The sequence below is a fragment of the Lysinibacillus sp. NPDC098008 genome (genome assembly GCF_044760715.1).
GTDB lineage: Bacteria > Bacillota > Bacilli > Bacillales_A > Planococcaceae > Lysinibacillus.
This window is the reverse complement of sequence record NZ_JBIWBA010000019.1, coordinates 50,160-71,719: the sequence shown is the minus strand read 5'-3', so window position 1 is coordinate 71,719 and position 21,560 is coordinate 50,160. Positions and strand designations below refer to the sequence as shown.

Sequence of the window (21,560 nt, the reverse complement as noted above, 5' to 3'; positions counted from 1 at the left end):
GTAAAAAGATGATTGTTCTACTATATGCGAAAAATGGTTTTAATGGCTTTCGAAATACAGGATTTTTAGCGCTTATGAGGAAAAGACACATGATTTATGGCGTATAACACACATTAAAGGAAAAGGAGGGTGATATAATGGATATAGAAAAAGTGCCTGATGATAAGAAACAATTTATGCATTTAAACAGTAAGGATAAGCCTGATATGGTTGAATCTGATACCATTAGTCTTTTCGATTTACATGAAGATATGCAAACAGTAGATGCCATTCCAATTGAAGAACTCAATAAACGAGTCAAACGAGAAGGCGATGAGTTAATTGAAATGCAGCCAGATGAACTCTAGGAGGAAATGCTATGAATCAGGATAAAGAAGTACGATTGACTGCTGCGGGTACTAATATTGATGAAGTAAAGCGAAAAAATGCAGAGGCCGGCTTATCCTATAATGAAGTAAAAGCACTGCTAGCTCAAAGTGGCGGACATGGAACAGCTATTTATAGTGATACAGATATTGAGGAAGTAAAGCAGGATATACACAAGCATCAGTAATAAACGATTAGGAGGAGTATGCATCTGGAGTGCTCCTCCTTTTTGCTGTTACAATGTTAGAAAATATAGAAAGAGGTGACATAATGTCAGGTGAAGAAAAAGGCTGCCCATTATGTGGAGAGGAAAACCATTGTGGTGTGGCAAAAGGGAAGGAGCATTGCTGGTGTATGACGGTGAACTTTCCACAGCAATTATTAACGAAGGTAGAGGGAGAACGACAGAAATGCATTTGTCAAAAATGTTTGGCTAACTATAAAAAATAATTAGCCAGATCTTTATATAAAAGGTAAACATTGTAAGAAATCGATTACATATAATAAAAATGCTTTAGATTGGTATAATAACCGATCTAAAGCATTTTTGCTTACTCTACTGAAAATGATACAGTATTACTCCAAATTTGTTGACCAGCATTTACGCTGAATCCTAAAACCTTTAAAGAATAACCACCAGTGAAAGCAGATACAGGAATTTTATAATAACGTACAAAACCAACAACAATGTTCCCAGAAGTTATATATGTAGTGTTATAGTTTACGGCTGTTTTGTTATTAAATGACTGAGTACCATTATAGATAATATTAGTATTTGAGTAGCCAGTATATCTTACTCTGATATAAACATCATCATCTGTTGAGAATATTGTATTAGCGCGGTAAATCACTTGATTATGAAAAATTTCCCAATTGATACCATCGCTTGAAATCCCATTAATATCAATTTATATTAAACCTGGTGCAGAAGCAGTTGGAGTGGGTTTAATTGGGTCAGATGTAGCAACAGCACTTCCAATATTAATAAAAGTGATACTTGTTACAAATAGTATTGCAATTAATAATTCATTCGTAATAACTCTTTATTAGGAATATTTTAACTCAAGCGTGTTGATTATCTAAATATTGGCTATTCATTTGCGTGTTGTGAGAAGGAAAACGCTTTGTCTAAAGCATTCTCTCGTTGATTGGCGTGAAAGGTGGCGACTCTAGCGGAAAAAGTGCGAGCTGAAAATCCATTTATTTCGGCATTTGCCGAAATAAATGAGTTGAAGCCACACCCGCAGAAAGCGTCCACCTGTAACAGAAATCAATGAATTCTAAGCGATTCTCTGTAAAATAAAGGTTAATCAACACGCATGATTTTAACTTTATATCAATGAAAGTTAATGGATGTTTTACATTATTCACCTTTTATTATAAAATATTGTTTAATATTTCTAGTTTTGATACCGATTAATTGGAAAGGCGTCCGTATAACTTCTAAAGATTTAAGTGTTTATAGCAGAATGGAGATCAACTATAAGTTTTGATAGAGCGCTTAATATAAGCCGAAAATTATAAATTTGGTAGAATTAAGGAAAGGGTGATTATAATGATTCAATCCATTAATCCAGCACAGCAAACTATACAGGCAGCACCAAAGAAATCAGTAGAAAAAACAGATGAAAATTTTAAAATACAATTAGAGAATGATGAGAGCGAAATTATAGTAGATAAATATGGCGCTCAGTGGAAATTTGGGTTGCGAATAGGAAGGAATGCAGTATTTTCAGAAAACTTCACAAAAGAACAGATTGAACGCTGGCAACAATCTGCGGATAAAGTTGATGCTACACACCGTGCTTTTTTACATTTTATAGCTGATGCAGGAGAGCGAAGTCAAGAGGCTGTTTCATTTTCGATACACTATTTCGACTTTTGCTATTTACTAGAACAAGGGGAAGTCGTAAATGAACAAAATGTAGGATTAACAGAAGCTATTATTAAAGATCGAAATTGGGATTTTTCGGTACTATTAACAGAAAGATATGGCGTTAGGGATGTAGAGGATAATAAGCGTCAGTTGGATATTATGCGTATGGTTATGGATTTAGGGATGGTATCGAAGGATAAAGGCTTCATGTCCCTTGAGGATATGCATAAACTATTTGCAAAAAAGAAAGCGAAGGAACAACAATTGCTTTTAGAGCGAGCATTTGAGCGTAAACATTTTTTAGAGGCCCAATTAAACAAAAAATTATAATAAATAAAAATGCTTTAGATGGATCATTAATTACTCCCATTTAAAGCATTTTTATTATGAATTATTTTATATGGTGAAATGATGATAACTCTGCAATAAGTGTTTTTTATAAAGAAGGTTTCTTCGGTACACAAAACATTGCTATCCGTAGAAAAAATTGGTACAACTGTCTATCGCATAACAACCTAGTAGGCATATATTACTCTGAAAGGAGTGTGTCTAATAATGGCTAAGTCAATTGAGCTGAGTAATGTTACAAAGGCATATTTAGAGGAATACCAGCAAATCCTCAATAAAATGATGCAGGGTATGACCTATGTAACCATTACATGTAGTATTTCAGAAAACTTTATTAAGCAAATTATCCCACATCAAATAGCGGCAATTAAAATGTCAGAAAATGTTTTGCGATATACAACAAATATTTCTGTACAAAATCTTGCATTAGATATTATTAAAACACATCAAGAAATAGTTGATAGTCTAGAGGCACTACAAAATCGATGCTGTATTGTCCAAAATTCAGAGTGTGAGCTCTATGAATATATGTGTGCTTACCAGCAAATTACTGAAGCAATGTTCCAAGCAATGTGTGCGCCACCAGTATCTAATAGCATTAATATTAACTATTTGCGAGAAATGATTGTGCATCATCAAGGGGGTATTCGTCTTGCACAAAATGTACTGAGATTTTGTATTTGCCAAGAGTTAATACCTGTTTTGCAATGTATGATTCAAACGCTATGTGAACAGTTGGCTCTTATGGAAAAGCTACTGGATAGTCTGCAAGATTGCGATTGCTAGCATCGTAAATAATAGTATACTTTCCAACGCTAAAGTCTTATAGGATTTTAGCGTTTTTCTATATAAAGATTTTTTCGAAACTATTTTTGTTTTTCTATTACTGGTAAAATATAAGTGTTTATTGGTTGAAGGCAGTGACGAAAGATAGTTATTTGGATTTACAATATTAGGATTTTTGCATTAAAATTTAAAATGGGAGTGGTGTGATGTTCAAGAGGAAGAAGGTTAATCAAAATTATGATTATTTCTCAGCTACGAGAAATTCAGATATTGAAGCTAATGAGCGTTTTAAAGAAAAATTGGACTTCTTAGCATTATCTCGAATTAGAAGGGAATCGGTTAGATTTTTACACAAAATTTATGAGGATAATCGTCAATACATTCTCGATAACTTTTATGACCGTTTACTGGAAATACCAGAGTTTAATCATGTTATTTATACGCATTCATCCGTAGAACGCTTAAAAGGGTTGTTTGATTCGCATTTTATTAGTCTGTTTAATGATGAATTAGATTTAGATTATGTATTTAAACGACGCAAAATTGCTTATGTGCATGCCCAAATTGGTGTGCTGCCAAACTGGATGATTTCTGCTTATACATTGATTAATCAGTTAATTATTCCGCTTATTGTTAAGGAATTCTCACGCGATCAAGAGAAAATGCTGGATGTTTTGCTGTCCTATGATAGTTTAGTAACGATTGATCAACAGATTATTGTAGAAACCTATATTGAAATTCAAGCAGGCTCTGTTGTGAATGGCTTAGGTGAAATTATTACCTATAATACCCAATTAGATACGATTAAAGAGCTGATTGAATTCCAAGAAATACAGCAGGAGGAAATTGTAGCAGCAGATCAATTGATGCATGAGCTAGATGAAAGTATTGAAAATATTGCCTCCTCTGTTGGGGATATTTCTTCGCAGACAAAAGATGTACTACACAAATTAAATCAAGATTTGGAGTCGCTTCAACAAGTATCAACAATTTTGCAAACAACAGACGAGGGTCATAAATCCATGCAGGAGGATATTCATCGTTTAGTGGAGCGTGTCAATAGCGTAGCACAGCTAATGGAGCTGATTAAGAGAATTGCAGATCAAACGAATTTATTAGCGTTAAATGCATCGATTGAGGCTGCTCGTGCAGGAGAAGCGGGGAAAGGCTTTGCTGTTGTGGCAGAGGAGGTTCGTAAGCTTGCAGATGATACAAGCACATCCGTAAAATCTATTCATACAGATATACAGCAGCTACTTCAAATTACAAATAATATTAGCTCAATGACCAATCAGTTTTCCCAAGATTTACACCAAGGTGTAACAGATACCCTCCACATTTCACAAACGCTTAGCGAATTAAATAAAAGCCTACAACAGCAGGGCGCACACTTTGAAGAAATTGCTACAACAACGAAAGTACAAGCGCAATCTGCTACAATTATTTCCGAACGAAATCGTACTATTACAGAAAGTATGCAAAAAAGTAAAGTAATTGCTTTTGATATGGGATCAGCTATTTATAAATTAAGTAAAATGATTGATGGATATCGTTCTACTACGATTTCGAAAAACTTTATTCTTAGTCAAGAGGATATTATTGCGCTAGCGATTACAGATCATTTATTATGGCGTTGGAAAATTTATAATTTATTGTTAGGTTTTGAAACAATGACTGAGCAGGATGTGGGCACACCACAGGAATCACGACTCGGCGAATGGTATTACGGTACAGGCAAAAAACTACTAGGTCAAGAGCGTGCCTATTTAGAATTAGAACAGCCGTTTATTCGCATTCATGATATCGCTAAAAAAGCTGTACGCGAATATAATTTAGGCAATAGAGCAGAGGCAGAAAAATATCTTGAGGTAATTACAGAACAATCATATATTGTAATTGATAAATTAAAAACGTTAAAAGAGATTTTATTAAACGAGAAAAAACAATATATTCATTAATGACTTGTGGAAGTAAAAAGGCTGTCCCAAAAAATAATTGGACAGCCCTAGCTTCTATCTGTGGTAGTCACAAAGGAGCCGTTTCAACATGATTTTTTGAACGGCTCCTTTTCTGTTTTAAAATATAATAGTAACATTATGTTAGGGCAGAGCACGCATAAATGTAATTGTTCGTGCATGGCTATCGTAAAGACACCATTCATGATGATCGACAACAGAGCCTACGTTTACACCGTATTGCTTATCTTGTAGTGAGATTGGCTCCCCATATCGAATACGAATGGGGAGCTTTTTTTGCTGGTGATAAAGACCTGACTCATGGCTATGCCCAAAGAACAGTAGTGATTTTTGAAATGGTGGGAATGTCGGCTGCCAACTAACACTCCACTTAAACTGATGCCCATGCATCAATATTGCACCTTCAATCTCCATTGTTTCAGGCAATGCTTGAAAGCGGCTAATGCCAGTTACTTGTGTAATACGCTCTTCCTGATTACCTCGTATAGAAGGAAAAGTTAGCAATTGCTCAAATTCGTTTTCTACAATGGCTGCTTTGTGTAAAGGTAAATCAGAGAGCTTTTGTGCCTTTTTCTTGCTAACGGTACATTCATATAAATCACCTAGCCCAATAATTGTTGCTTCTCCAGCTGTTTCTTGAATATGTGCTAGCACAGCTTTTGTATCTTCTATATTAGAATGTAAATCTCCTAAAAGTGCATAAAGCATGTAAATCAGGCCTTTCTTAACATAATCATAAAGGTATCATACACCTAAGAGAAATTATGAGAAAAGGAAAATGTCTAAGAATATTTTAATTGAGTGGGAAAATTGCTAAGAAATTGATTACTTGATAAAATATAATCGTAATTTTCTGAATTTTTAGCAGTTTAAAGATTTACTATTAGCATGCACAAAAATAAATTTTTGGAGGGTTTATAATGACGATGTACATGACAGATATTCTTGAAAACTATGCGATGCAACAACCTGAAGCAATAGCAACATCATACAATGGCAAAAAGCTAAGCTATCAAGATTTTTACGAACGTGTAGAAAGATTTGCAGCGTATTTACAAGAGCAAGACTATAAAAAAGATGATGTAATTGCATTATATACACTCAACTCAGATTTATTTTTAATCGCTTACCTTGGTGTGCAGCTAGCTGGCTTTATTGTCATGCCGATTAATACTAAATTAGCCGCTCCTGAGGTTGAATTTATTATCAATCATTCAGAGGCAAAGGGGCTTATTTATGATGAAAGAATAGAGGAAACATTCAAGGATATTTCTTATGAATTTCAGCATGTAGTTAGTTTGCAGGAAATGACAGCTATTGTTGAGCAAGATCATGGTGTGAGAAAGGCTGTACAATGGGAATCACACGATACAGCAGTAGTGATGTATACGTCTGGGACAACTGGCAAGCCAAAGGGCGTTATGCTGACACATGAAAATATTGCTGCAACAGCACAAATTTGGTCAGCGTCGATGCAAATGTCTAAGAGCGATAAAATGTTTATTTGTACACCTTTATTTCATTGTGCGGGACTTCATGTTTTTGCAATGCCAATGTTTTATCAAGGCGGGACAGTTATTATTGAAGAAGCCTTTTCGCCAGCTAAAACATTAGCACAAATTGCTGCAACAGAGGCAACGATTTTCTTTGGCGTGCCAGCCATGTATACCATTATTTTAAATACACCACAATTCAAGGAACATAGCCTTCAGCATTTGCGTTTATTATGCTATGGAGCAGCTCCAATGCCCTATGAGCTTGTCAAGCAGGTGAAAGAGGCATTTCCAAATGTAAAAGTACAAAATTTATATGGTCAAACAGAAAATTCACCAGCAGCTACCTCTTTACTGGATAGTGATGCATTAACGAAAATTGGTTCAGTCGGCAAGCCATTAGCACAGACAGAGGTGTGTGTAGTTGATAGTGAGGGCAAGCCAGTACCAGCTGGTGAGGTAGGCGAAATTTGTGTCAAAGGACCACAGGTAATGAAGGGCTATTTGCACAATCCAGAGGAAACAGCTAGAACGATTAAAGAGGGTTGGCTTTATTCAGGTGATTTAGGACGCTTTGATACGGAAGGCTACTTATATATTGTGGATCGGAAAAAGGATTTGATTATTCGTGGTGGTGAAAATATTTATCCTATTGAAGTGGAGGAAGTATTATATCAAATCCCTGAGGTTTTAGAGGCAGCAGTCGTTGGCTTACCGCATGAAGTGTATGGTGAAGTGCCAAAAGCATATGTTGTGTTAAAGGAGGGACAATCCACTGATGAAGCGACAATTTTGGCGTATTGTCATACACAGCTTGCAAAATATAAAGTACCATATGAAATTGAATTTATAACAGAGCTGCCACGCAATGCCTCTGGTAAGGTCTTAAAGCATACATTGCGACCACAAGTAAGTAATCGTTAAGATGATAGGAACATCTATAAAATTATCGTATAATAAAAGTCTACGACAAAATGAATAGGGGCGGAATTTGTCTTGTGGACAAGAAGTAAACGCTATATATTGATAGGTATTTTAACGCTAATGCTACTAGCTAGCTGTCAGCCAAATTCGCAGCAGGAAGCAAGTAAAAATCAATTAACGGTTTTAACAGTGGAATTTACTAGCGGAGCACCCATTCCGAATCTTTATCTTACTGTGACAGATGTAAAAACTGGAGAAGTAGTAGAGGAAGCGATTGGTTCAGAAGAGGGAGAAGCGAGATTTTCACAGCTAAAAGAAGGGCGAGAATATGCGATAGCTGCAACGACGCTTGAAAATAGCACAACCAATAACGGCTACACAACGATTGAGCATTTTACGTATGATACAACAAAGCCCTACTATAGATTACAAACACATTTTTCAAGAGATGAGCAAGAGTTGGGTGTGCCTGTTGTTATGCAAAATCCTGAGCTTCCACATGGCTGTGAAATTACATCGCTCACAGCCGTATTAAATTATTATGGCTTACATGTATCAAAGCTAGAAATGGCTGATAATTATTTACCAAAGCAGAAAATACAATCTGAAGGCAATCAGCGCTTTGGGCCAAATCCGCATCATGCTTTTGCGGGTAATCCGCGTGACAAAGCTAACGGAATGTATGTTTTTGCTGCGCCTATTGTCAAGGCAGCAGAGGCTGTTATTGCGGATAAGCAAGCAGATTTACGTGTAACAAATAAAAGTAATTCCTCACAGGAGGAGCTTTTACAGCTTGTGCGAGAGGGAGTACCTGTTGTAACATGGGTAACGCTTGATTTATCAGAACCAAAAACAAATGCATCGAGAGGCTGGATATATGAGGGAGAAACAACATCACATGCTGCTTATATGAACCTACATGCTGTTGTGTTAACAGGGCATTTAGGAGATAAAGTAGTTGTCATGAACCCGTTAAAAGGCTATGTCACATATGATGTAGACCAATTTTTTAAAAGCTATAAGGAACTAGGCTCACAAGCAGTAGCTGTTCATAAATAAAATGACTGCTTCATCTTCCACCTCGCCTTGTGCGCCTGTTATTGCAGTACAGCTTCCTGTCCGCGATGCGGGATAAACTTATTTGAAGTATGTTACACTAAGAAAAAAAGCAAAGGTGAGTTGAGTAGCATGGCCATTGAGCACACTTTTTTACCAGTTCTACTAGGGAATGAAATGAATGCATATGGCATGGCTCGAGCGTTTTACGAAGCCTATGGAGTAAAGCCACTTGTACTAAATCATACAAATATGGAAAAGATTCAACAAAGTGATTTAATGATCTTCCATGAAGTACCAAGGCTTCATGTAGAGGAGCGCTTTGTAACAGCATTAAAGGCAATTGCGCAGGAGTTTGCAGAGAAAAAACTATTGCTATTAGCCTGTGATGAGTTTTATGTAAAAAAAATTGTCGCACATAAAGAGGAGCTAACAGAGGATTTTATTGTTCCTTATGTGGATGCAGCGCTGGCTAATCAGCTATTAACACGCGAAAGCATGTACAGGCTATGTGAGCAGTTTGGTTTTCATTATCCTACTATGCATGTATGTACTGTAAATGATTATGAAGAATATGAGATGCCATTTGATTATCCAGTTGTGATAAAGCCGATGAATATGACAAAGTATACCACATGTATTTTTCCTGGTAAGAAAAATGTCTATATTGCATATGATAAAGAGGAAAAAGATCATATATTCCATACTATTTATAAGGAATCGGCGTATCGTGATGACTTAATGATTCAGCAATACGTCCCTGGTGAGGATGCGAATATGCGGGTTATTAATGCCTATGTTGGGCAGGATAGTAAGACAAAGCTACTAGCTATTGGCAATCCTATTTTAGAGGAGCATTCTCCAGAGGGCATTGGTCGTTATGTGGCTATTATCACAACCTATCATCAGGAGCTAATGGATACGGTTAAGTCATTTTTAGAGGCGATACAATTCCAAGGCTTTGCTACATTTGATATGAAATATGATGATCGTGATGGTCAATATAAATTATTAAGTATTGAATTACATAATGAGCTTTCTAACTATTATGTGACAGCGAGTGGCTATAATTTAATGCAATATGTGGCGGATGACTTTATTCGTGGCAGCAAGCAGTCATTAACATATGTACAAAATAAGCATCTTTGGACAATTGTACCAAATGGTGTTTTGTTTAAATATGTACAAAATGAACAGCTTGTTATTGAAGCCAAAAGTCTAATTCGCCAAGGGATGGCTACAGATTCTATTTTTAATTATAAGGATATGAATGCTAAGCGTTGGCTAAATATAACGCTAGATAATTTAAGTTTTTATCGCAAATATAAGAAATATTTTAATAACAAAGGTCTGTCTAACTAATGAAAAAACAAACTTTAGGTATAATTGGTGGCGTTGGTCCACTTGCAACAATGTTTATCGGTGAAACGATTGTAAGACGTACAAAGGCACAAAAGGATCAGGAGCATTTACATACCATTATCGATAATGATACAAATATCCCTGATCGTACAGCTTTTATTTTAGACTCTACAAAGGATAATCCAGTTCCAGTAATTATTGAGGATGCTAAAAAATTGGCATCAGTTGGAGCAGATATGATTGCTATTCCATGTAATACCGCCCATACTTTCTATCAAGAAATTGAGGAAGGCTCACCCATTCCAGTATTGCATATGATTCGTGAAACAGCGAAACGTGCAGCTGACTTAGGAGCAAAGCGTGTTGGCATTTTAGCCACTACAGGCACATTAACTTCACGTATGTATCAAGAAGCTTTAGAGGTATATGGCATTACACCAGTTGTTCCAGATAATGAGATGAAAACATATGTCATGTCCATTATTTATGATTATGTGAAGGCTGGCAAGGATGTGACATTAGAGGATTGGCAGCCAATAGAGGAAGCAATGCTAGCATTACAGTGTGATCGTATTGTTTTAGGCTGTACAGAGCTTTCGATTGTGAACAGAGATTTAAAGCTCAGCAATATTTATATTGATTCTTTAATTGTTTTAGCGGAATGTGCGATTTTAGCTTGTGGTTATGAGCTTGTTGAATCGTAATTGAATGAATAAAAATCTGCTTGCTTGTCACGGGTAAGCTATAAGTCTTTAAAGAATTATGGATAGACTTACTTTTCCGTGTTAAAGTTAGGCAGATTTTTTCAATGGTTTCTTGAAACGAGAGGACACTTGTTTGCGTATAGATAAAGTAGGAATGTGCTTAGTGTGTTAAACTAATGTCAAGCAGATAGAAGGTGGGAACTAACATGTCAGTGATTAATTTATTAAAAGAAGAATTACAAGCAAAATGGAAGTTTGAAACAACGATGAAAATCCAAGAGGAAATGATACCCGCAATGCTTGAAGGGAAGGATATTGTAGCCGAGTCGCCAACAGGGTCAGGGAAAACATTGGCATATGTTTTGCCATTATTGAATAAGGTAAATGGCGCAAAAAAGCAAACACAAGGGCTCATTGTTGCTCCTTCACAGGAATTAGCCATGCAAATTGTGGAAGTTATCCGTGAGTGGACAGCAGGCACAGATATTACAGTTCAACAGCTTATTGGTGGTGCAAATGCTGCACGTCAAATTGAAAAGCTAAAGAAAAAGCCAACAATTGTTGTTGGGACACCTGGTCGTTTAAATGAATTAGCACGCGCAGGCAAATTAAAGCTGAAAGAAGTTGAAACGGTTATTTTAGATGAATGTGATCAATTACTAAGCCGTGAATATCGTGTTGTCATTAAATCCTTTATTGAAGGCTCTGCCTATGGGCGACAAGTCGTTGTTGTGTCAGCGACAATTACAGAGGAAATTGAATTAGTGGCAAGTCGTATGATGTTTGAGCCTGTTCGTTTTAAAATTAAGCCAGAGGACATGCTAAAGGTCGGCAAAGTTATTCACTCCTTTGTAAAGGTAGAGGAGCGCGATAAAACAGACTTCCTGCGTCGATTATCCCATACAGAAGGGCTAAGAGCATTAGCCTTTGTTAATAATATCGACCAATTATTAATGAAGGAAACAAAGCTACAATATCGCTCAGCACCAATTGTAACGCTGCATTCTGATATGAAAAAAGAAGAGCGTAAAAAAGCTTTAGATGCATTCCGTAAAGGGGATGCACGAATTTTAATTGCCACGGATATTGCTGCTCGTGGTTTAGATATTGCAGGTTTAACACATGTTATTCATGTTGATGTCCCACGAACAATGGAGCAATATTTACATCGCTCAGGTCGTACAGGCCGTGCTGGGGCAGATGGTGAAGTATTAACGTTATTATCATATCGTGATGAAAAAACGTATAAAAAATGGACAAGGGAAATCCCAGGCAAGTCAATGCAAAAAGTATGGCATGACGGCAAGCTAGTAGAGGGGAACTCAAAAACAATTGGACAGAAGCGAGGGAAATAGTATGACATTTGCAGAAAAATTACAAGCCTATGCAGAGCTTGCAGTAAAAGTTGGCGTTAATATTCAACCAGGTCAATATTTATTAGTAAATACATCAGTGGATGCACTAGATTTTGCTCGATTAGTCGTGAAAGAAGCATATAAGGCAGGTGCAGGGCGTGTCCATGTTAATTTTTCCGATGACGAAATAGATCGTGCTTATTTTGAACATGCTTCTGATGAGGAGTTTAATCGTTTCCCTGAATGGGTTGTGAAAATGCGTGACGAGCTGATTGAGCGAAAAGGGGCTCTATTATGGATTGATGCTGCAGACCCTGATAAATTAACGGGAATTCCTGCTGATCGATTAGCGACACATCAAAAAGTATCAGGAGCGGCATTGAAAAACTATCGCAATGCGGTGATGAAGGATTTAATAGCTTGGTCAATTGTGGCAGTACCTTCACCAAAGTGGGCAGCAAAGGTATTTCCAAATTTAACAGCAGAAGAGCAAGTACCTGCATTATGGGAAGCTATTTTTAAAACGGTGCATATTGGAGAGGGTAATGCCGTGGATAACTGGCGTGAGCATGTAGCTACTTTAGAAGCACGTGCCAAGTTGTTAAATAGTAAAAAATACGCAAAGCTACACTATACAGCACCAGGCACAGATTTAACAATTGCTCTAGCACCGCAGCATAAATGGCTTACTGGCGGTAGCAAAACGCCTGAGGGTAATGTTTTTATTGCTAATATGCCAACAGAAGAAGTGTATACACTGCCAATGAAGCAAGGTGTAAATGGCTATGTTACGAATACAAAGCCACTTGTCTATCAAGGAAATATTATTGATGGCTTTAAGCTAACATTTGAAGAAGGGAAAATTATTAAAGCTGAAGCACAGGTAGGGCATGATTTATTGCAAGAGCTTATCCAAGTAGATGAAGGCTCAGGCTATCTAGGCGAAGTTGCACTTGTTCCGCATGAATCACCAATTTCAGCATCGGAAATTTTATATTTTAATACATTATTCGATGAAAATGCGTCAAACCATTTAGCAATTGGTGAGGCATACCCAACTTGTTTAGAGGGTGGCAGGGACTTAGAAAATGGTCAATTGGAAGCATTAGGTGCAAATATTTCTGTTACACATGAAGACTTTATGATTGGTAGCGGTGATATGGATATTGATGGTATTTTACCAGATGGTACTGTTGAGCCGATTTTCCGTAAAGGTAGCTGGGCTTTTTAGTAGGAAGAACTGGAGGGGAAGCAGATGAAGCGACTATGGAGCTTAATAGGAGTTATGTTATTGTCCATCATGTATTGGGCTCCATCTGTTTCTGCCCAAGCAGAAAGCTATGTAGCGCTTGGTGATTCCTTAGCCGCTGGGCAAACGCCTTATCAGCAAATTGACACGGGCTATAGTGATTTGATTGCGATGAAATTAAGGCTGACAGGACAATTAACATCCTATACAAAGAAGCTTGCTTTTCCGGGCTTTACAACGGCGGATGTGTTGGAGCGTATTCAAACGGAAGAGGCACAGGAGCTATTAGCAGATGCCACATTGATTACAGTGTCAGCAGGTGCGAATGATTTATTACGTTTAGTACAAGTGAATCCAAATGCTGGGACATTAGCCTATTCTCAGCTTCAAACAGATTATGCTTTAAATATGGCAAGAAAAAATTGGGTAGCCATTTTAGAGGAGCTAGCAGTGCGTGCGCCAAAAGCAAAGGTTTATGTGATGGGCTATTATTTTGCCTATCCAGCCGTTCATGCTACACAAAAAGAGGGCACAAATGCACAGTTGGTAAAGTTAAATGCGATTTTGCAGCAACAGGCAGAGCAGGCTGTAGCGATTTATGTAGATGTTTATGATGCCTTTGGATTAAATGCTACAAACTATTTACCAAATAATGCGGATGTGCATCCTAATATGGAAGGCTATCGACAAATGGCTAATGCTTTTTTACAAGCATATAGTGGTGGTCATGCCTTCAATATCGCTCCATCTGAATTACCGAAACCGAATCCTTTATCCTTTGAGGAAATTTTAAGGCAACAAGCATCGGTAAAATCAGAGGAAGCAACAGCACCACAGCAGCATGCTCGTATCGCATATAGTATGCAGGGCTTCCCGGGCTACACAGCTTTTATAGAACATATATAAATTAGCATCTTACTTTTAGGATGCTTTTTTTATATGACGGATAGAATGGGCAAAGTGGTGGATAGAGCTTCAAAGGTGACGGATAGCGCACACAAAGCGGTGGATAGCTCCCAAAAATTATAATAATAGGAGAACAGGAGGTTGCAAGCAATGAAAATCTTTCATACAGCTGATTGGCATTTAGGAAAGCTTGTTCAAGGTGTCTATATGACAGAGGATCAACAGTATATTTTACAGCAATTTATACAAGCAATAGATGAGGAGCAGCCAGATGTGATTATCATAGCAGGTGATTTATATGACCGTTCCATGCCTCCAATTGAAGCGGTAAACTTGCTAAATGATGTGTTAGCAGAAATTGTTTTAGAGAAAAAAATTCCTGTGCTCGCTGTTGCAGGGAATCATGATAGTGCAGGGCGCTTAAATTTTGGTAGTCGCTTAATGCAAGATAGTGGTCTATATATCAAGGGGCAATTTACAAAGGAGCATGCACCTATTATTATCCATGATGACTATGGAGAAGTGCATTTTCACCTTGTACCATATGCAGAGCCAGCAGCAATTCGTAGTATTTTAGGAGATGACACAATTCGCTCCCATCAAGACGCGATGCAAAAAATCATTGAGCATATAACGCAGGAAATGGATACAAGTAAACGTCATGTTTTTATTGGGCATGCCTTTGTCACAAAATATGGTGCAGAGGAAGCGAATACAAGTGATTCGGAGCGACCATTGTCCATTGGAGGCTCAGATTGCGTAGATGCAGCTTTATTTAAGCCATTTCATTATACAGCTCTCGGTCATTTACATAAGGCGCACTTTGTATTAAATGAAACAATTCGCTATGCGGGCTCACTATTAAAATATTCATTATCAGAGCATTTGCATGAAAAGGGCTTTTTAGTTATTGATTTAGACGGGCAAGGAAATTGCACAGTAATGAAAAGAAAGCTTGTGCCACGAAGAGATTTACGTGTAGTGGAGGGACAATTAGAGGATTTGCTAAAGCTACCGCCAAGTGAGGACTATATATTTGTAAGATTGACAGATACAGCACCCGTAACATCTCCAATGGAGCGTATTCGTACAGTTTTTCCTTATGCAATGCATATTGAACGTAAAATAACACGTCAAGAAATAACGCATGCAATACAGGCTATCGAAAGTGAACAGCAGCAGGATATTGATTTATTCCGGTCATTTTTTACAGATGTTATAGGTATACAGCCTGATGAAGATACGGAACGTTTATTTAATGAGATGCTACAGGAATTACTAGATGAGGAGCGAGAAACAGTAGAATGAAGCCATTAAAGTTAACGATTACTGCATTCGGTCCATATAAAAACACAGAGGTTATTGATTTTCAACAGCTAGGCGAGCATCGCTTATTTGCGATTTCTGGTAAAACAGGTGCTGGGAAAACCACTATTTTTGATGCGATTTGCTACGCGCTTTATGGGGCTGGCAGTGGGGAAGACCGCCAAGATACCACTTTGCTACGAAGCGGCTTTGCGAATGATGAAATTTATACAGCCGTAGAACTGGTATTTGAAATGCATGGCAAGACCTATCAAATATTACGCCAGCCAGGGCATATTAAGCAAAAAAATAAAACAGTGACAGGGAAGAAAATAGAGCTAGCAGAAATAAAAGATGGCAAGCTCGATTATAGTATTGTTGAGAAGCAGCAAACGCTTGAGGTAGATAAAAAGCTACAAGAAATTATTGGTTTAACAAAAGATCAATTTAGCCAAATTGTCATGCTGCCACAAGGAGAATTTCGCAAGCTACTTACCTCTGATTCTAGCAATAAAGAAGTTATTTTACGAAAAATCTTTAAAACAGACCGCTTTGGTGTTATCACGAAAAAGCTTGATGCTAAGCGGAAAGAGGCAGAAGGTAATCTTGAGCGTGCCAAGCAATTAAAAAAGCATTTACTTGGTCAAATTGCAGGAGCACTGCCACAGCGTACATCTACTTTATTTACACAGCTAGCAAACAATACGGAAAATATGCATCAGCTTAAGCAGGCACTTGAGGAGGAGCATATTTACTATACACAATGTATAGCAACAGAACAGCAGCACTATCAGAAAGCGTATAAACAACATCAGCAGGAGCAGGAATCCTATCGTTTAGCAAAAACACTTAATGAGCAGTTTGCTGAACAGGAGAATCGTCAGCAACGTTTAGAAATATTGTTACAGGAGCAGGAGAATTATCGTGCAAAGGAGCAGGAGATTGCTTTAGCAGAACAAGCAGAGCGACTCGTGCTGCTTGAACAACAATGTCTGGATTTGCGTGCTGAATATGATGTCAAGGTACAAGCACATCAGCAAGCACAAACTAAGCAACAGCAGGCTATTGAGCAATTGCAGCAGGCACAGCAAACGTATGAATTAGAACAAGCGAAGGAGGCTGAGCGTCAGCAAGTTGCTCAGCAGGAATTACAGCTACAGGCATTGCTGCCGAAATTCGAGGCTTACGAGAACAATGTACAGCAGCTACAAATAATAGAGCAATATGTTGAAACAGCCAAGCAAGCAGTAGCAGATAATCTTACACTAGTAGAACAGGAGCAATTACAATTACAGCAGCTTTCACAAACAATTGAACGGCTTGAACAGCAGGTTGAACCATATGAAGGGTATTTAGAGGAGTTACCAAGGCTACGTGAGCAGGTATCTTTATTAAAACAGGTTGAAAAATATACAAAGGCAGTCGAGCTAGCGCAGCAGGATGTTGATACTTTAAATGCTGCTTATCAAGCAAGTAAACAAACGTTGCAGCGGATGGAGCAACAATGGCTAACCAATCAGGCTAGTATACTGGCCAAGCAATTAAAGGATGGGGAGCCTTGCCCTGTTTGCGGTAGTACAACGCATCCTAAAACAGACCACCAGCAATTGGCAACGGTTGACCTAGCACAGGTGGAAGCATTAAGAGTAAAAGCTTCTTCAGCTGAGCGTATATATGTAGAGAAAAAAGCGCTGGTTACCTCTACACAGCAGCTACTTCAAGAGGCGCACCAGCAATTGACAGCGCATGCTATTAAGCAAGAAGAGCAAGCAGCTATAGAGGCGTCCTTACAGCAAGCTGAGCAGGAGATTACAAGGTTAAAAATTGTTAATCACCAGCTAGTAGATATGCGATTAGAGCTGAAAAATCAACGTCCTAAAATTGAACAGCTACAGCATAAGCAAGTAGAATTAGAGCAATATTTAACAGAGCAGATGCAAAAATGGACAAAGCTACAGGCAGTTGTAGAGGAGCAACGCAAGCAAATCCCAGCAGATTTACCAACATTACAGCGATTGAAGCAAGCGCTGACGGATATTAGCCAGGAAAAAATTCAACTTCAACAACAATGGCAGGAGAGTCAGCAATATTTACAGACAGCACAGCAAGCAAGAAGTAACGCAAATATGGCTGTAGAAATGGCATGGCAAGCTATTGAGGAAGTAAAGCAAAAAATAACGACGAAGCAGGAGCAATTGGCAGTTAGCATAAAGGATGCGGGCTTTGTAGATGATAAGGATTACCAAGCTGCTAAAAGAAGCAGTATGGAGCTAGAGGCACTTCGCAAGGCATGTAGTGATTATACGTTACAAGTTCATACCTTAAAAATTCAGATTGCGGAAGGTGCTAAACATCTTCAAGGAAAAGAGCAGCAGGATTTAGCAGCTATGGAAGCAAAGATAGAAAATCTGCGTATTATTTATGAGGAAGCCTTTAAACGCTTACAGCAGTTAAATGATGTTGCACAAGCATGCCAAGCCTTTATAGAGAAAGTAGAGGAAACAGCAAAGGAGCTTCGTTCACTGGAACAAGAGGCAGGTCGAATAAAGGAGCTTTATGGGCTATTAAATGGACAAAACTCGAAAAAGCTATCCTTTGAGCGTTATATTCAAATTAATTATTTAGATAAAATTACAGAAGCTGCAAATATGCGCCTTTATCATTTATCGAATGGTCAATTTGAGCTAAGGCGCTCAGATAGACTTGAAAAGCATGCGAAGCAAAGCGGTCTTGGTCTAGATGTTTATGATGCTTATACAGACCAGCTTCGAGATGTTAAAACATTATCAGGTGGGGAGAAGTTTAATGCCTCCTTAAGCCTTGCTTTAGGGATGGCTGATGTGATTCAAAGCTTCCAAGGCAATGTTCATATTGAAACGATGTTTATTGATGAGGGCTTTGGCTCACTTGATGAGGAGTCATTAAATAAAGCGATTGATACATTAATTGATTTACAGAATTCAGGGCGGATGATCGGTGTTATTTCGCATGTTCCCGAATTAAAAACGGCAATGCCAGCCGTATTACATGTGGAAAAAACATTGAATGGCTATAGTCAAACATATTTTGAAGTGAAGTAAGATGAAAAGGAGTGGCTCAAATAATATTGAGCCGCTCCTTTATTTCGTACGTGGAGGCGCTTTAGGAGTTGTTCCTTTCTTTGAGGCCATGACCTTTTTTACAATAGGTATGATAATAGGCGCTAACTTTACAGCAGTTTTCACAACGTTCGATACTTTCATTTAAAAAACAGCTCCTTTTACATTTACTACTACCTGTTTGTGTTACGTTTAAAACATTAACGAGCAACACGAATTGCCTGAATAATATTCCAAACTACAATGCCAAGTGATACGATGGCATAAAGAGCGAACGATACAATCCAGACGATAAGAAATGTATTGCCAGATGTTGAGTCCAAACTAAATGTAGAAAAAATAAAGACAATCATAAATAAAATGCCAAAAACAAAAGGAATTAAATGTGAAACAAGGGCACGAATAGAATGTCTTTTGACATCGCTATCTTTTACAACAAAATAAACAATTAATGGCACGATAAAAGGGGCAAAGAAAATACTGAGATAGCTAAAGGCAGATAAAATTTTAGGGTTCTCCATAGTTGTACCTCCTTTTTTTAATATTTACGCATCAAAAACAGCAAAGTTTCAAAAAAATTATAAGTGAAAGAGGTTGTTATCCTAGCTGTATTTGCTTACAATGGAGATGTTCAAAAAATTTCAGATGTAATGACCACAAGGGGAGCTGATGATGTCAGCTGAGAATGGGCACGTAATGCCTTGACTCTTTGAACCTGTAAGTTAACGCTTGCGTAGGGATGTGGATAGAAACCAACACTCGTACGATGTGAGGCTCTGTCCTGACATCGTTTTTTCATTTTTTTAAATGAAAAAATGTCAGTAGCAGATACACGCGTGCATTTCTATTCCTGCTCTTGTATCCTACATCGGAACAAAGGAGAGAATATCTATGGACAAAAAAAGATTACTAATGCTTACGGAGATTGCAATATTTGCTGCGATTGGTCTTGTACTCGATCAAATCTCCTTTAAAGTATGGGCACAAGGCGGCTCTGTTAGTCTTGTGATGGTTCCCATTGTACTAATGGCATTTCGTTGGGGATTAACCGCTGGGCTTACAACTGGTTTACTTGTAGGTGTTATCCAAACAATGTTTGGTGCTTATATTGTACATTGGCTTCAGGGACTATTGGATTATGGTGTTGCCTTTACAGTTGTTGGACTAGCAGCAATTGTACGTCAGCCATTATTAGAGGCTGCTAAACATAATGATAAGGCAAAAATGGTACGTTATATTATAATAGGCACTGTGTTTGCTGGCTTTTTACGCTATGTAGCACATACTTGTGCAGGTGCAGTATTTTTTGCAGAATATGCGGGCGATCAAAATGCATGGCTTTATGCCATTATTTATAATGGTACGTACATGCTGCCTGCAACCATTTTAACAGCAATTGTCAGTGTATTAGTATTTACAGCAAGACCACAATTGATACAATATTAATTTCTCAAAAAAAGTTATTTTATACAAAGGTCGTTACTATACGATCAGTGTGTTAAAGGTTGACACATGTTACATGTGGTGAAGTCCTATATGCTAATACAACTAATAAAAATTTTGGTGATAATATATCGTATAAGTTAGCATATGTTAAAGGTGATAATTTCTCCTTAGGAGGTGACAGTGGTGGTGCTGTTTATGTATTAGATGGTCTTAATACTAATGTTAATTTTGCTGGTGTTGTTACAGGTAACCGTATTATTGGTAATGCCATTATTGGAGGATGGGTTACTAAATATCAGGATGTACAACCATATTACGGAATATCTTTGCATAAATCGAGTAGTAATGTTAAAGTTAATTGAAATTCAAGAGTAGTATACAGATTAGGAGTGATTTTATGAGAGCATATAGCTACCTTTTTTGATACTTGCACTATTAATGGGTTGTAGCGCAAAAGAGCCGCCTCAGGAACAAATAGCCTTTACAACATTACTCTCAGTGAATACAGGACCTAAGGATCATCAGAATAACTGGTTAAGCTATAAGGCTTCTACAATGGAGGAAATGCAAAATCTATGGGCATATTTCCAGGTACAGGATGATCTACCAACCGTTGATTTTGCCATCAATGATGTTTATTTTTTTAAATATGTTGAGGCAGGCTGCCAATTAGATATTACAACGATTACGCAATCTAATAAAGTTATGCAAATAAATCTGGACTATAAACAGGAAAAGAATGAACCTTTGGATTGCTTTGCCGTGGAGAAAGTCCGTACCTCTGTTATATTGTTAGAAAAGACAGCAACTACGAAAGTTACATTTAACAATCAGGCATATACTAGTACAGTAGCTATTAAGACATGGTAAATAAAATTAAACTAAAGCATGTAGCCAACAATAGGCATACATGCTTTTTTTGAATAAAATAAATTGCATTTTGACTAATAAATAAATCATTTTGTAAAATATAATTGTCAAAATGATGAACAATAGCTAGGTGGTGGACGAATGAGAACTCGATTAAAGGAGCTTCGGGCACGTGATGGCTTGAATCAAACAGAGTTAGCAAAATTGGCACAGGTTTCGCGCCAAACAATTAGTTTAATTGAGAGAGAAGAACTTATTCCATCATTATTAATCGCTATACGTATTGCAAAAATATTTAAGGAGCCTATTGAAAATATTTTCTTTTTTGAGGAGGGTGAACTATGAAAAAACATATAGGCGGAATGTTGATTAGTGTATTAGTCGGCTTTACAGTAGTGTATTTATTGCTTGGACGACTAGCGTTTGATATAAATATTCCA

At 37.5% G+C, this 21,560-nt stretch carries 22 protein-coding genes and 1 riboswitch; of the genes, 19 read left to right on the top strand and 3 right to left on the bottom strand.

What is annotated here, in order from left to right:
* Nucleotides 1-137: 137 nt before the first annotated feature.
* From ACIQVU_RS15310 to ACIQVU_RS15300, 3 genes are all read left to right on the top strand, one after another.
* Nucleotides 138-347 carry a hypothetical protein gene (locus ACIQVU_RS15310; protein ID WP_340807586.1) on the top strand — a complete coding sequence of 70 codons (210 nt, stop codon included), beginning with the start codon at nucleotides 138-140 and terminating at the stop codon, nucleotides 345-347.
* An 11-nt stretch (nucleotides 348-358) separates the two neighbouring features.
* On the top strand, nucleotides 359-553 hold the full coding sequence (locus ACIQVU_RS15305) for a gamma-type small acid-soluble spore protein (protein ID WP_340807584.1): 195 nt from the start codon (nucleotides 359-361) through the stop codon (nucleotides 551-553).
* An 83-nt stretch (nucleotides 554-636) separates the two neighbouring features.
* Complete coding sequence (locus tag ACIQVU_RS15300) at nucleotides 637-816, top strand: cysteine-rich CWC family protein (RefSeq protein ID WP_340807582.1); 180 nt, start codon at nucleotides 637-639, stop codon at nucleotides 814-816.
* A gap of 101 nt (nucleotides 817-917) precedes the next feature.
* Here the strand turns inward: ACIQVU_RS15300 and ACIQVU_RS15295 are convergent, their stop codons facing one another.
* Entirely contained in the window at nucleotides 918-1,259 is a 342-nt protein-coding gene (locus ACIQVU_RS15295; protein WP_402896220.1) for a hypothetical protein, read from the bottom strand.
* A gap of 662 nt (nucleotides 1,260-1,921) precedes the next feature.
* On the opposite strand from ACIQVU_RS15295, the gene ACIQVU_RS15290 reads away from it, so the two are divergent.
* From ACIQVU_RS15290 to ACIQVU_RS15280, 3 genes are all read left to right on the top strand, one after another.
* Entirely contained in the window at nucleotides 1,922-2,572 is a 651-nt protein-coding gene (locus ACIQVU_RS15290; protein WP_402896209.1) for a hypothetical protein, read from the top strand.
* A 225-nt stretch (nucleotides 2,573-2,797) separates the two neighbouring features.
* Nucleotides 2,798-3,376 carry a DUF305 domain-containing protein gene (locus tag ACIQVU_RS15285; protein WP_340807578.1) on the top strand — a complete coding sequence of 193 codons (579 nt, stop codon included), beginning with the start codon at nucleotides 2,798-2,800 and terminating at the stop codon, nucleotides 3,374-3,376.
* Nucleotides 3,377-3,582: 206 nt separating this feature from the next.
* Entirely contained in the window at nucleotides 3,583-5,334 is a 1,752-nt protein-coding gene (locus ACIQVU_RS15280; RefSeq protein ID WP_402896206.1) for a methyl-accepting chemotaxis protein, read from the top strand.
* 141 nt (nucleotides 5,335-5,475) lie between these two features.
* Here the strand turns inward: ACIQVU_RS15280 and ACIQVU_RS15275 are convergent, their stop codons facing one another.
* Entirely contained in the window at nucleotides 5,476-6,060 is a 585-nt protein-coding gene (locus tag ACIQVU_RS15275; RefSeq protein WP_340807575.1) for a metallophosphoesterase family protein, read from the bottom strand.
* A 212-nt stretch (nucleotides 6,061-6,272) separates the two neighbouring features.
* Here ACIQVU_RS15275 and ACIQVU_RS15270 point away from each other — a divergent pair, with 212 nt between their 5' ends.
* The 9 genes from ACIQVU_RS15270 to ACIQVU_RS15230 all read left to right on the top strand — a co-directional run bounded on the left by ACIQVU_RS15270 (nucleotide 6,273) and on the right by ACIQVU_RS15230 (nucleotide 18,786).
* Entirely contained in the window at nucleotides 6,273-7,769 is a 1,497-nt protein-coding gene (locus tag ACIQVU_RS15270; RefSeq protein WP_340807574.1) for a class I adenylate-forming enzyme family protein, read from the top strand.
* Between the two features lie 72 nt (nucleotides 7,770-7,841).
* Nucleotides 7,842-8,828, top strand: a complete 987-nt coding sequence (locus ACIQVU_RS15265) for a C39 family peptidase (RefSeq protein ID WP_340807573.1) — start codon at nucleotides 7,842-7,844, stop codon at nucleotides 8,826-8,828.
* Between the two features lie 129 nt (nucleotides 8,829-8,957).
* Nucleotides 8,958-10,187 carry a carboxylate--amine ligase gene (locus ACIQVU_RS15260; protein ID WP_340807572.1) on the top strand — a complete coding sequence of 410 codons (1,230 nt, stop codon included), beginning with the start codon at nucleotides 8,958-8,960 and terminating at the stop codon, nucleotides 10,185-10,187.
* Nucleotides 10,187-10,891, top strand: coding sequence for a cysteate racemase (cuyB, locus tag ACIQVU_RS15255; RefSeq protein ID WP_340807571.1), 705 nt, complete (start codon nucleotides 10,187-10,189; stop codon nucleotides 10,889-10,891). The genes ACIQVU_RS15260 and cuyB overlap by 1 nt, the downstream gene beginning before the upstream one ends.
* 206 nt (nucleotides 10,892-11,097) lie before the next feature.
* Nucleotides 11,098-12,246 carry a DEAD/DEAH box helicase gene (locus ACIQVU_RS15250; RefSeq protein ID WP_340807569.1) on the top strand — a complete coding sequence of 383 codons (1,149 nt, stop codon included), beginning with the start codon at nucleotides 11,098-11,100 and terminating at the stop codon, nucleotides 12,244-12,246.
* Nucleotide 12,247: 1 nt separating this feature from the next.
* Nucleotides 12,248-13,477, top strand: coding sequence for an aminopeptidase (locus tag ACIQVU_RS15245; protein ID WP_340807567.1), 1,230 nt, complete (start codon nucleotides 12,248-12,250; stop codon nucleotides 13,475-13,477).
* Between the two features lie 24 nt (nucleotides 13,478-13,501).
* Nucleotides 13,502-14,401 carry an SGNH/GDSL hydrolase family protein gene (locus ACIQVU_RS15240; RefSeq protein WP_340807565.1) on the top strand — a complete coding sequence of 300 codons (900 nt, stop codon included), beginning with the start codon at nucleotides 13,502-13,504 and terminating at the stop codon, nucleotides 14,399-14,401.
* 150 nt (nucleotides 14,402-14,551) lie between these two features.
* Nucleotides 14,552-15,709 (top strand): exonuclease SbcCD subunit D, encoded by a 1,158-nt coding sequence (locus ACIQVU_RS15235; protein WP_340807564.1) that lies wholly within the window; start codon nucleotides 14,552-14,554, stop codon nucleotides 15,707-15,709.
* Complete coding sequence (locus tag ACIQVU_RS15230; RefSeq protein WP_402896202.1) at nucleotides 15,706-18,786, top strand: AAA family ATPase; 3,081 nt, start codon at nucleotides 15,706-15,708, stop codon at nucleotides 18,784-18,786. The genes ACIQVU_RS15235 and ACIQVU_RS15230 overlap by 4 nt, the downstream gene beginning before the upstream one ends.
* Before the next feature lie 218 nt (nucleotides 18,787-19,004).
* Here ACIQVU_RS15230 and ACIQVU_RS15225 read toward each other — a convergent pair whose 3' ends face one another.
* The gene (locus ACIQVU_RS15225) at nucleotides 19,005-19,325 is read right to left on the bottom strand and encodes a magnetosome magnetite crystal formation protein family (protein ID WP_340807561.1); all 321 of its coding nucleotides are present in this window, start codon (nucleotides 19,323-19,325) and stop codon (nucleotides 19,005-19,007) included.
* A gap of 128 nt (nucleotides 19,326-19,453) precedes the next feature.
* Nucleotides 19,454-19,561, top strand: a riboswitch (TPP riboswitch).
* Between the two features lie 134 nt (nucleotides 19,562-19,695).
* Between ACIQVU_RS15225 and thiT the strand changes: the two genes are divergently transcribed.
* The 4 genes from thiT (at nucleotide 19,696) to ACIQVU_RS15205 (ending at nucleotide 21,465) form a co-directional block, all read left to right on the top strand.
* Entirely contained in the window at nucleotides 19,696-20,250 is a 555-nt protein-coding gene (thiT, locus tag ACIQVU_RS15220) for an energy-coupled thiamine transporter ThiT (protein ID WP_340807560.1), read from the top strand.
* Nucleotides 20,251-20,309: 59 nt separating this feature from the next.
* Nucleotides 20,310-20,612: a hypothetical protein gene (locus ACIQVU_RS15215; protein WP_340807558.1), complete on the top strand. Its 303-nt coding sequence runs from the start codon at nucleotides 20,310-20,312 to the stop codon at nucleotides 20,610-20,612.
* Between the two features lie 76 nt (nucleotides 20,613-20,688).
* Entirely contained in the window at nucleotides 20,689-21,120 is a 432-nt protein-coding gene (locus ACIQVU_RS15210) for a hypothetical protein (protein ID WP_340807556.1), read from the top strand.
* 141 nt (nucleotides 21,121-21,261) lie between these two features.
* Nucleotides 21,262-21,465 (top strand): helix-turn-helix transcriptional regulator, encoded by a 204-nt coding sequence (locus ACIQVU_RS15205; RefSeq protein ID WP_340807554.1) that lies wholly within the window; start codon nucleotides 21,262-21,264, stop codon nucleotides 21,463-21,465.
* The last annotated feature ends 95 nt before the right edge of the window (nucleotides 21,466-21,560 follow it).

Excerpts from the sequence above, each read along its gene's own strand:
- ACIQVU_RS15245 (WP_340807567.1), top strand. The coding sequence starts at position 12,248 with ATGACATTTGCAGAAAAATTACAAGCCTATGCAGAGCTTGCAGTAAAA.
- cuyB (WP_340807571.1), top strand. The coding sequence starts at position 10,187 with ATGAAAAAACAAACTTTAGGTATAATTGGTGGCGTTGGTCCACTTGCA.
- ACIQVU_RS15240 (WP_340807565.1), top strand. The coding sequence starts at position 13,502 with ATGAAGCGACTATGGAGCTTAATAGGAGTTATGTTATTGTCCATCATG.
- thiT (WP_340807560.1), top strand. The coding sequence starts at position 19,696 with ATGGACAAAAAAAGATTACTAATGCTTACGGAGATTGCAATATTTGCT.
- ACIQVU_RS15225 (WP_340807561.1), bottom strand. The coding sequence starts at position 19,325 with ATGGAGAACCCTAAAATTTTATCTGCCTTTAGCTATCTCAGTATTTTC.
- ACIQVU_RS15305 (WP_340807584.1), top strand. The coding sequence starts at position 359 with ATGAATCAGGATAAAGAAGTACGATTGACTGCTGCGGGTACTAATATT.
- ACIQVU_RS15260 (WP_340807572.1), top strand. The coding sequence starts at position 8,958 with ATGGCCATTGAGCACACTTTTTTACCAGTTCTACTAGGGAATGAAATG.
- ACIQVU_RS15205 (WP_340807554.1), top strand. The coding sequence starts at position 21,262 with ATGAGAACTCGATTAAAGGAGCTTCGGGCACGTGATGGCTTGAATCAA.
- ACIQVU_RS15280 (WP_402896206.1), top strand. The coding sequence starts at position 3,583 with ATGTTCAAGAGGAAGAAGGTTAATCAAAATTATGATTATTTCTCAGCT.
- ACIQVU_RS15210 (WP_340807556.1), top strand. The coding sequence starts at position 20,689 with ATGGGTTGTAGCGCAAAAGAGCCGCCTCAGGAACAAATAGCCTTTACA.
- ACIQVU_RS15230 (WP_402896202.1), top strand. The coding sequence starts at position 15,706 with ATGAAGCCATTAAAGTTAACGATTACTGCATTCGGTCCATATAAAAAC.
- ACIQVU_RS15250 (WP_340807569.1), top strand. The coding sequence starts at position 11,098 with ATGTCAGTGATTAATTTATTAAAAGAAGAATTACAAGCAAAATGGAAG.
- ACIQVU_RS15275 (WP_340807575.1), bottom strand. The coding sequence starts at position 6,060 with ATGCTTTATGCACTTTTAGGAGATTTACATTCTAATATAGAAGATACA.
- ACIQVU_RS15285 (WP_340807578.1), top strand. The coding sequence starts at position 2,798 with ATGGCTAAGTCAATTGAGCTGAGTAATGTTACAAAGGCATATTTAGAG.
- ACIQVU_RS15290 (WP_402896209.1), top strand. The coding sequence starts at position 1,922 with ATGATTCAATCCATTAATCCAGCACAGCAAACTATACAGGCAGCACCA.
- ACIQVU_RS15300 (WP_340807582.1), top strand. The coding sequence starts at position 637 with ATGTCAGGTGAAGAAAAAGGCTGCCCATTATGTGGAGAGGAAAACCAT.
- ACIQVU_RS15235 (WP_340807564.1), top strand. The coding sequence starts at position 14,552 with ATGAAAATCTTTCATACAGCTGATTGGCATTTAGGAAAGCTTGTTCAA.
- ACIQVU_RS15310 (WP_340807586.1), top strand. The coding sequence starts at position 138 with ATGGATATAGAAAAAGTGCCTGATGATAAGAAACAATTTATGCATTTA.
- ACIQVU_RS15270 (WP_340807574.1), top strand. The coding sequence starts at position 6,273 with ATGACGATGTACATGACAGATATTCTTGAAAACTATGCGATGCAACAA.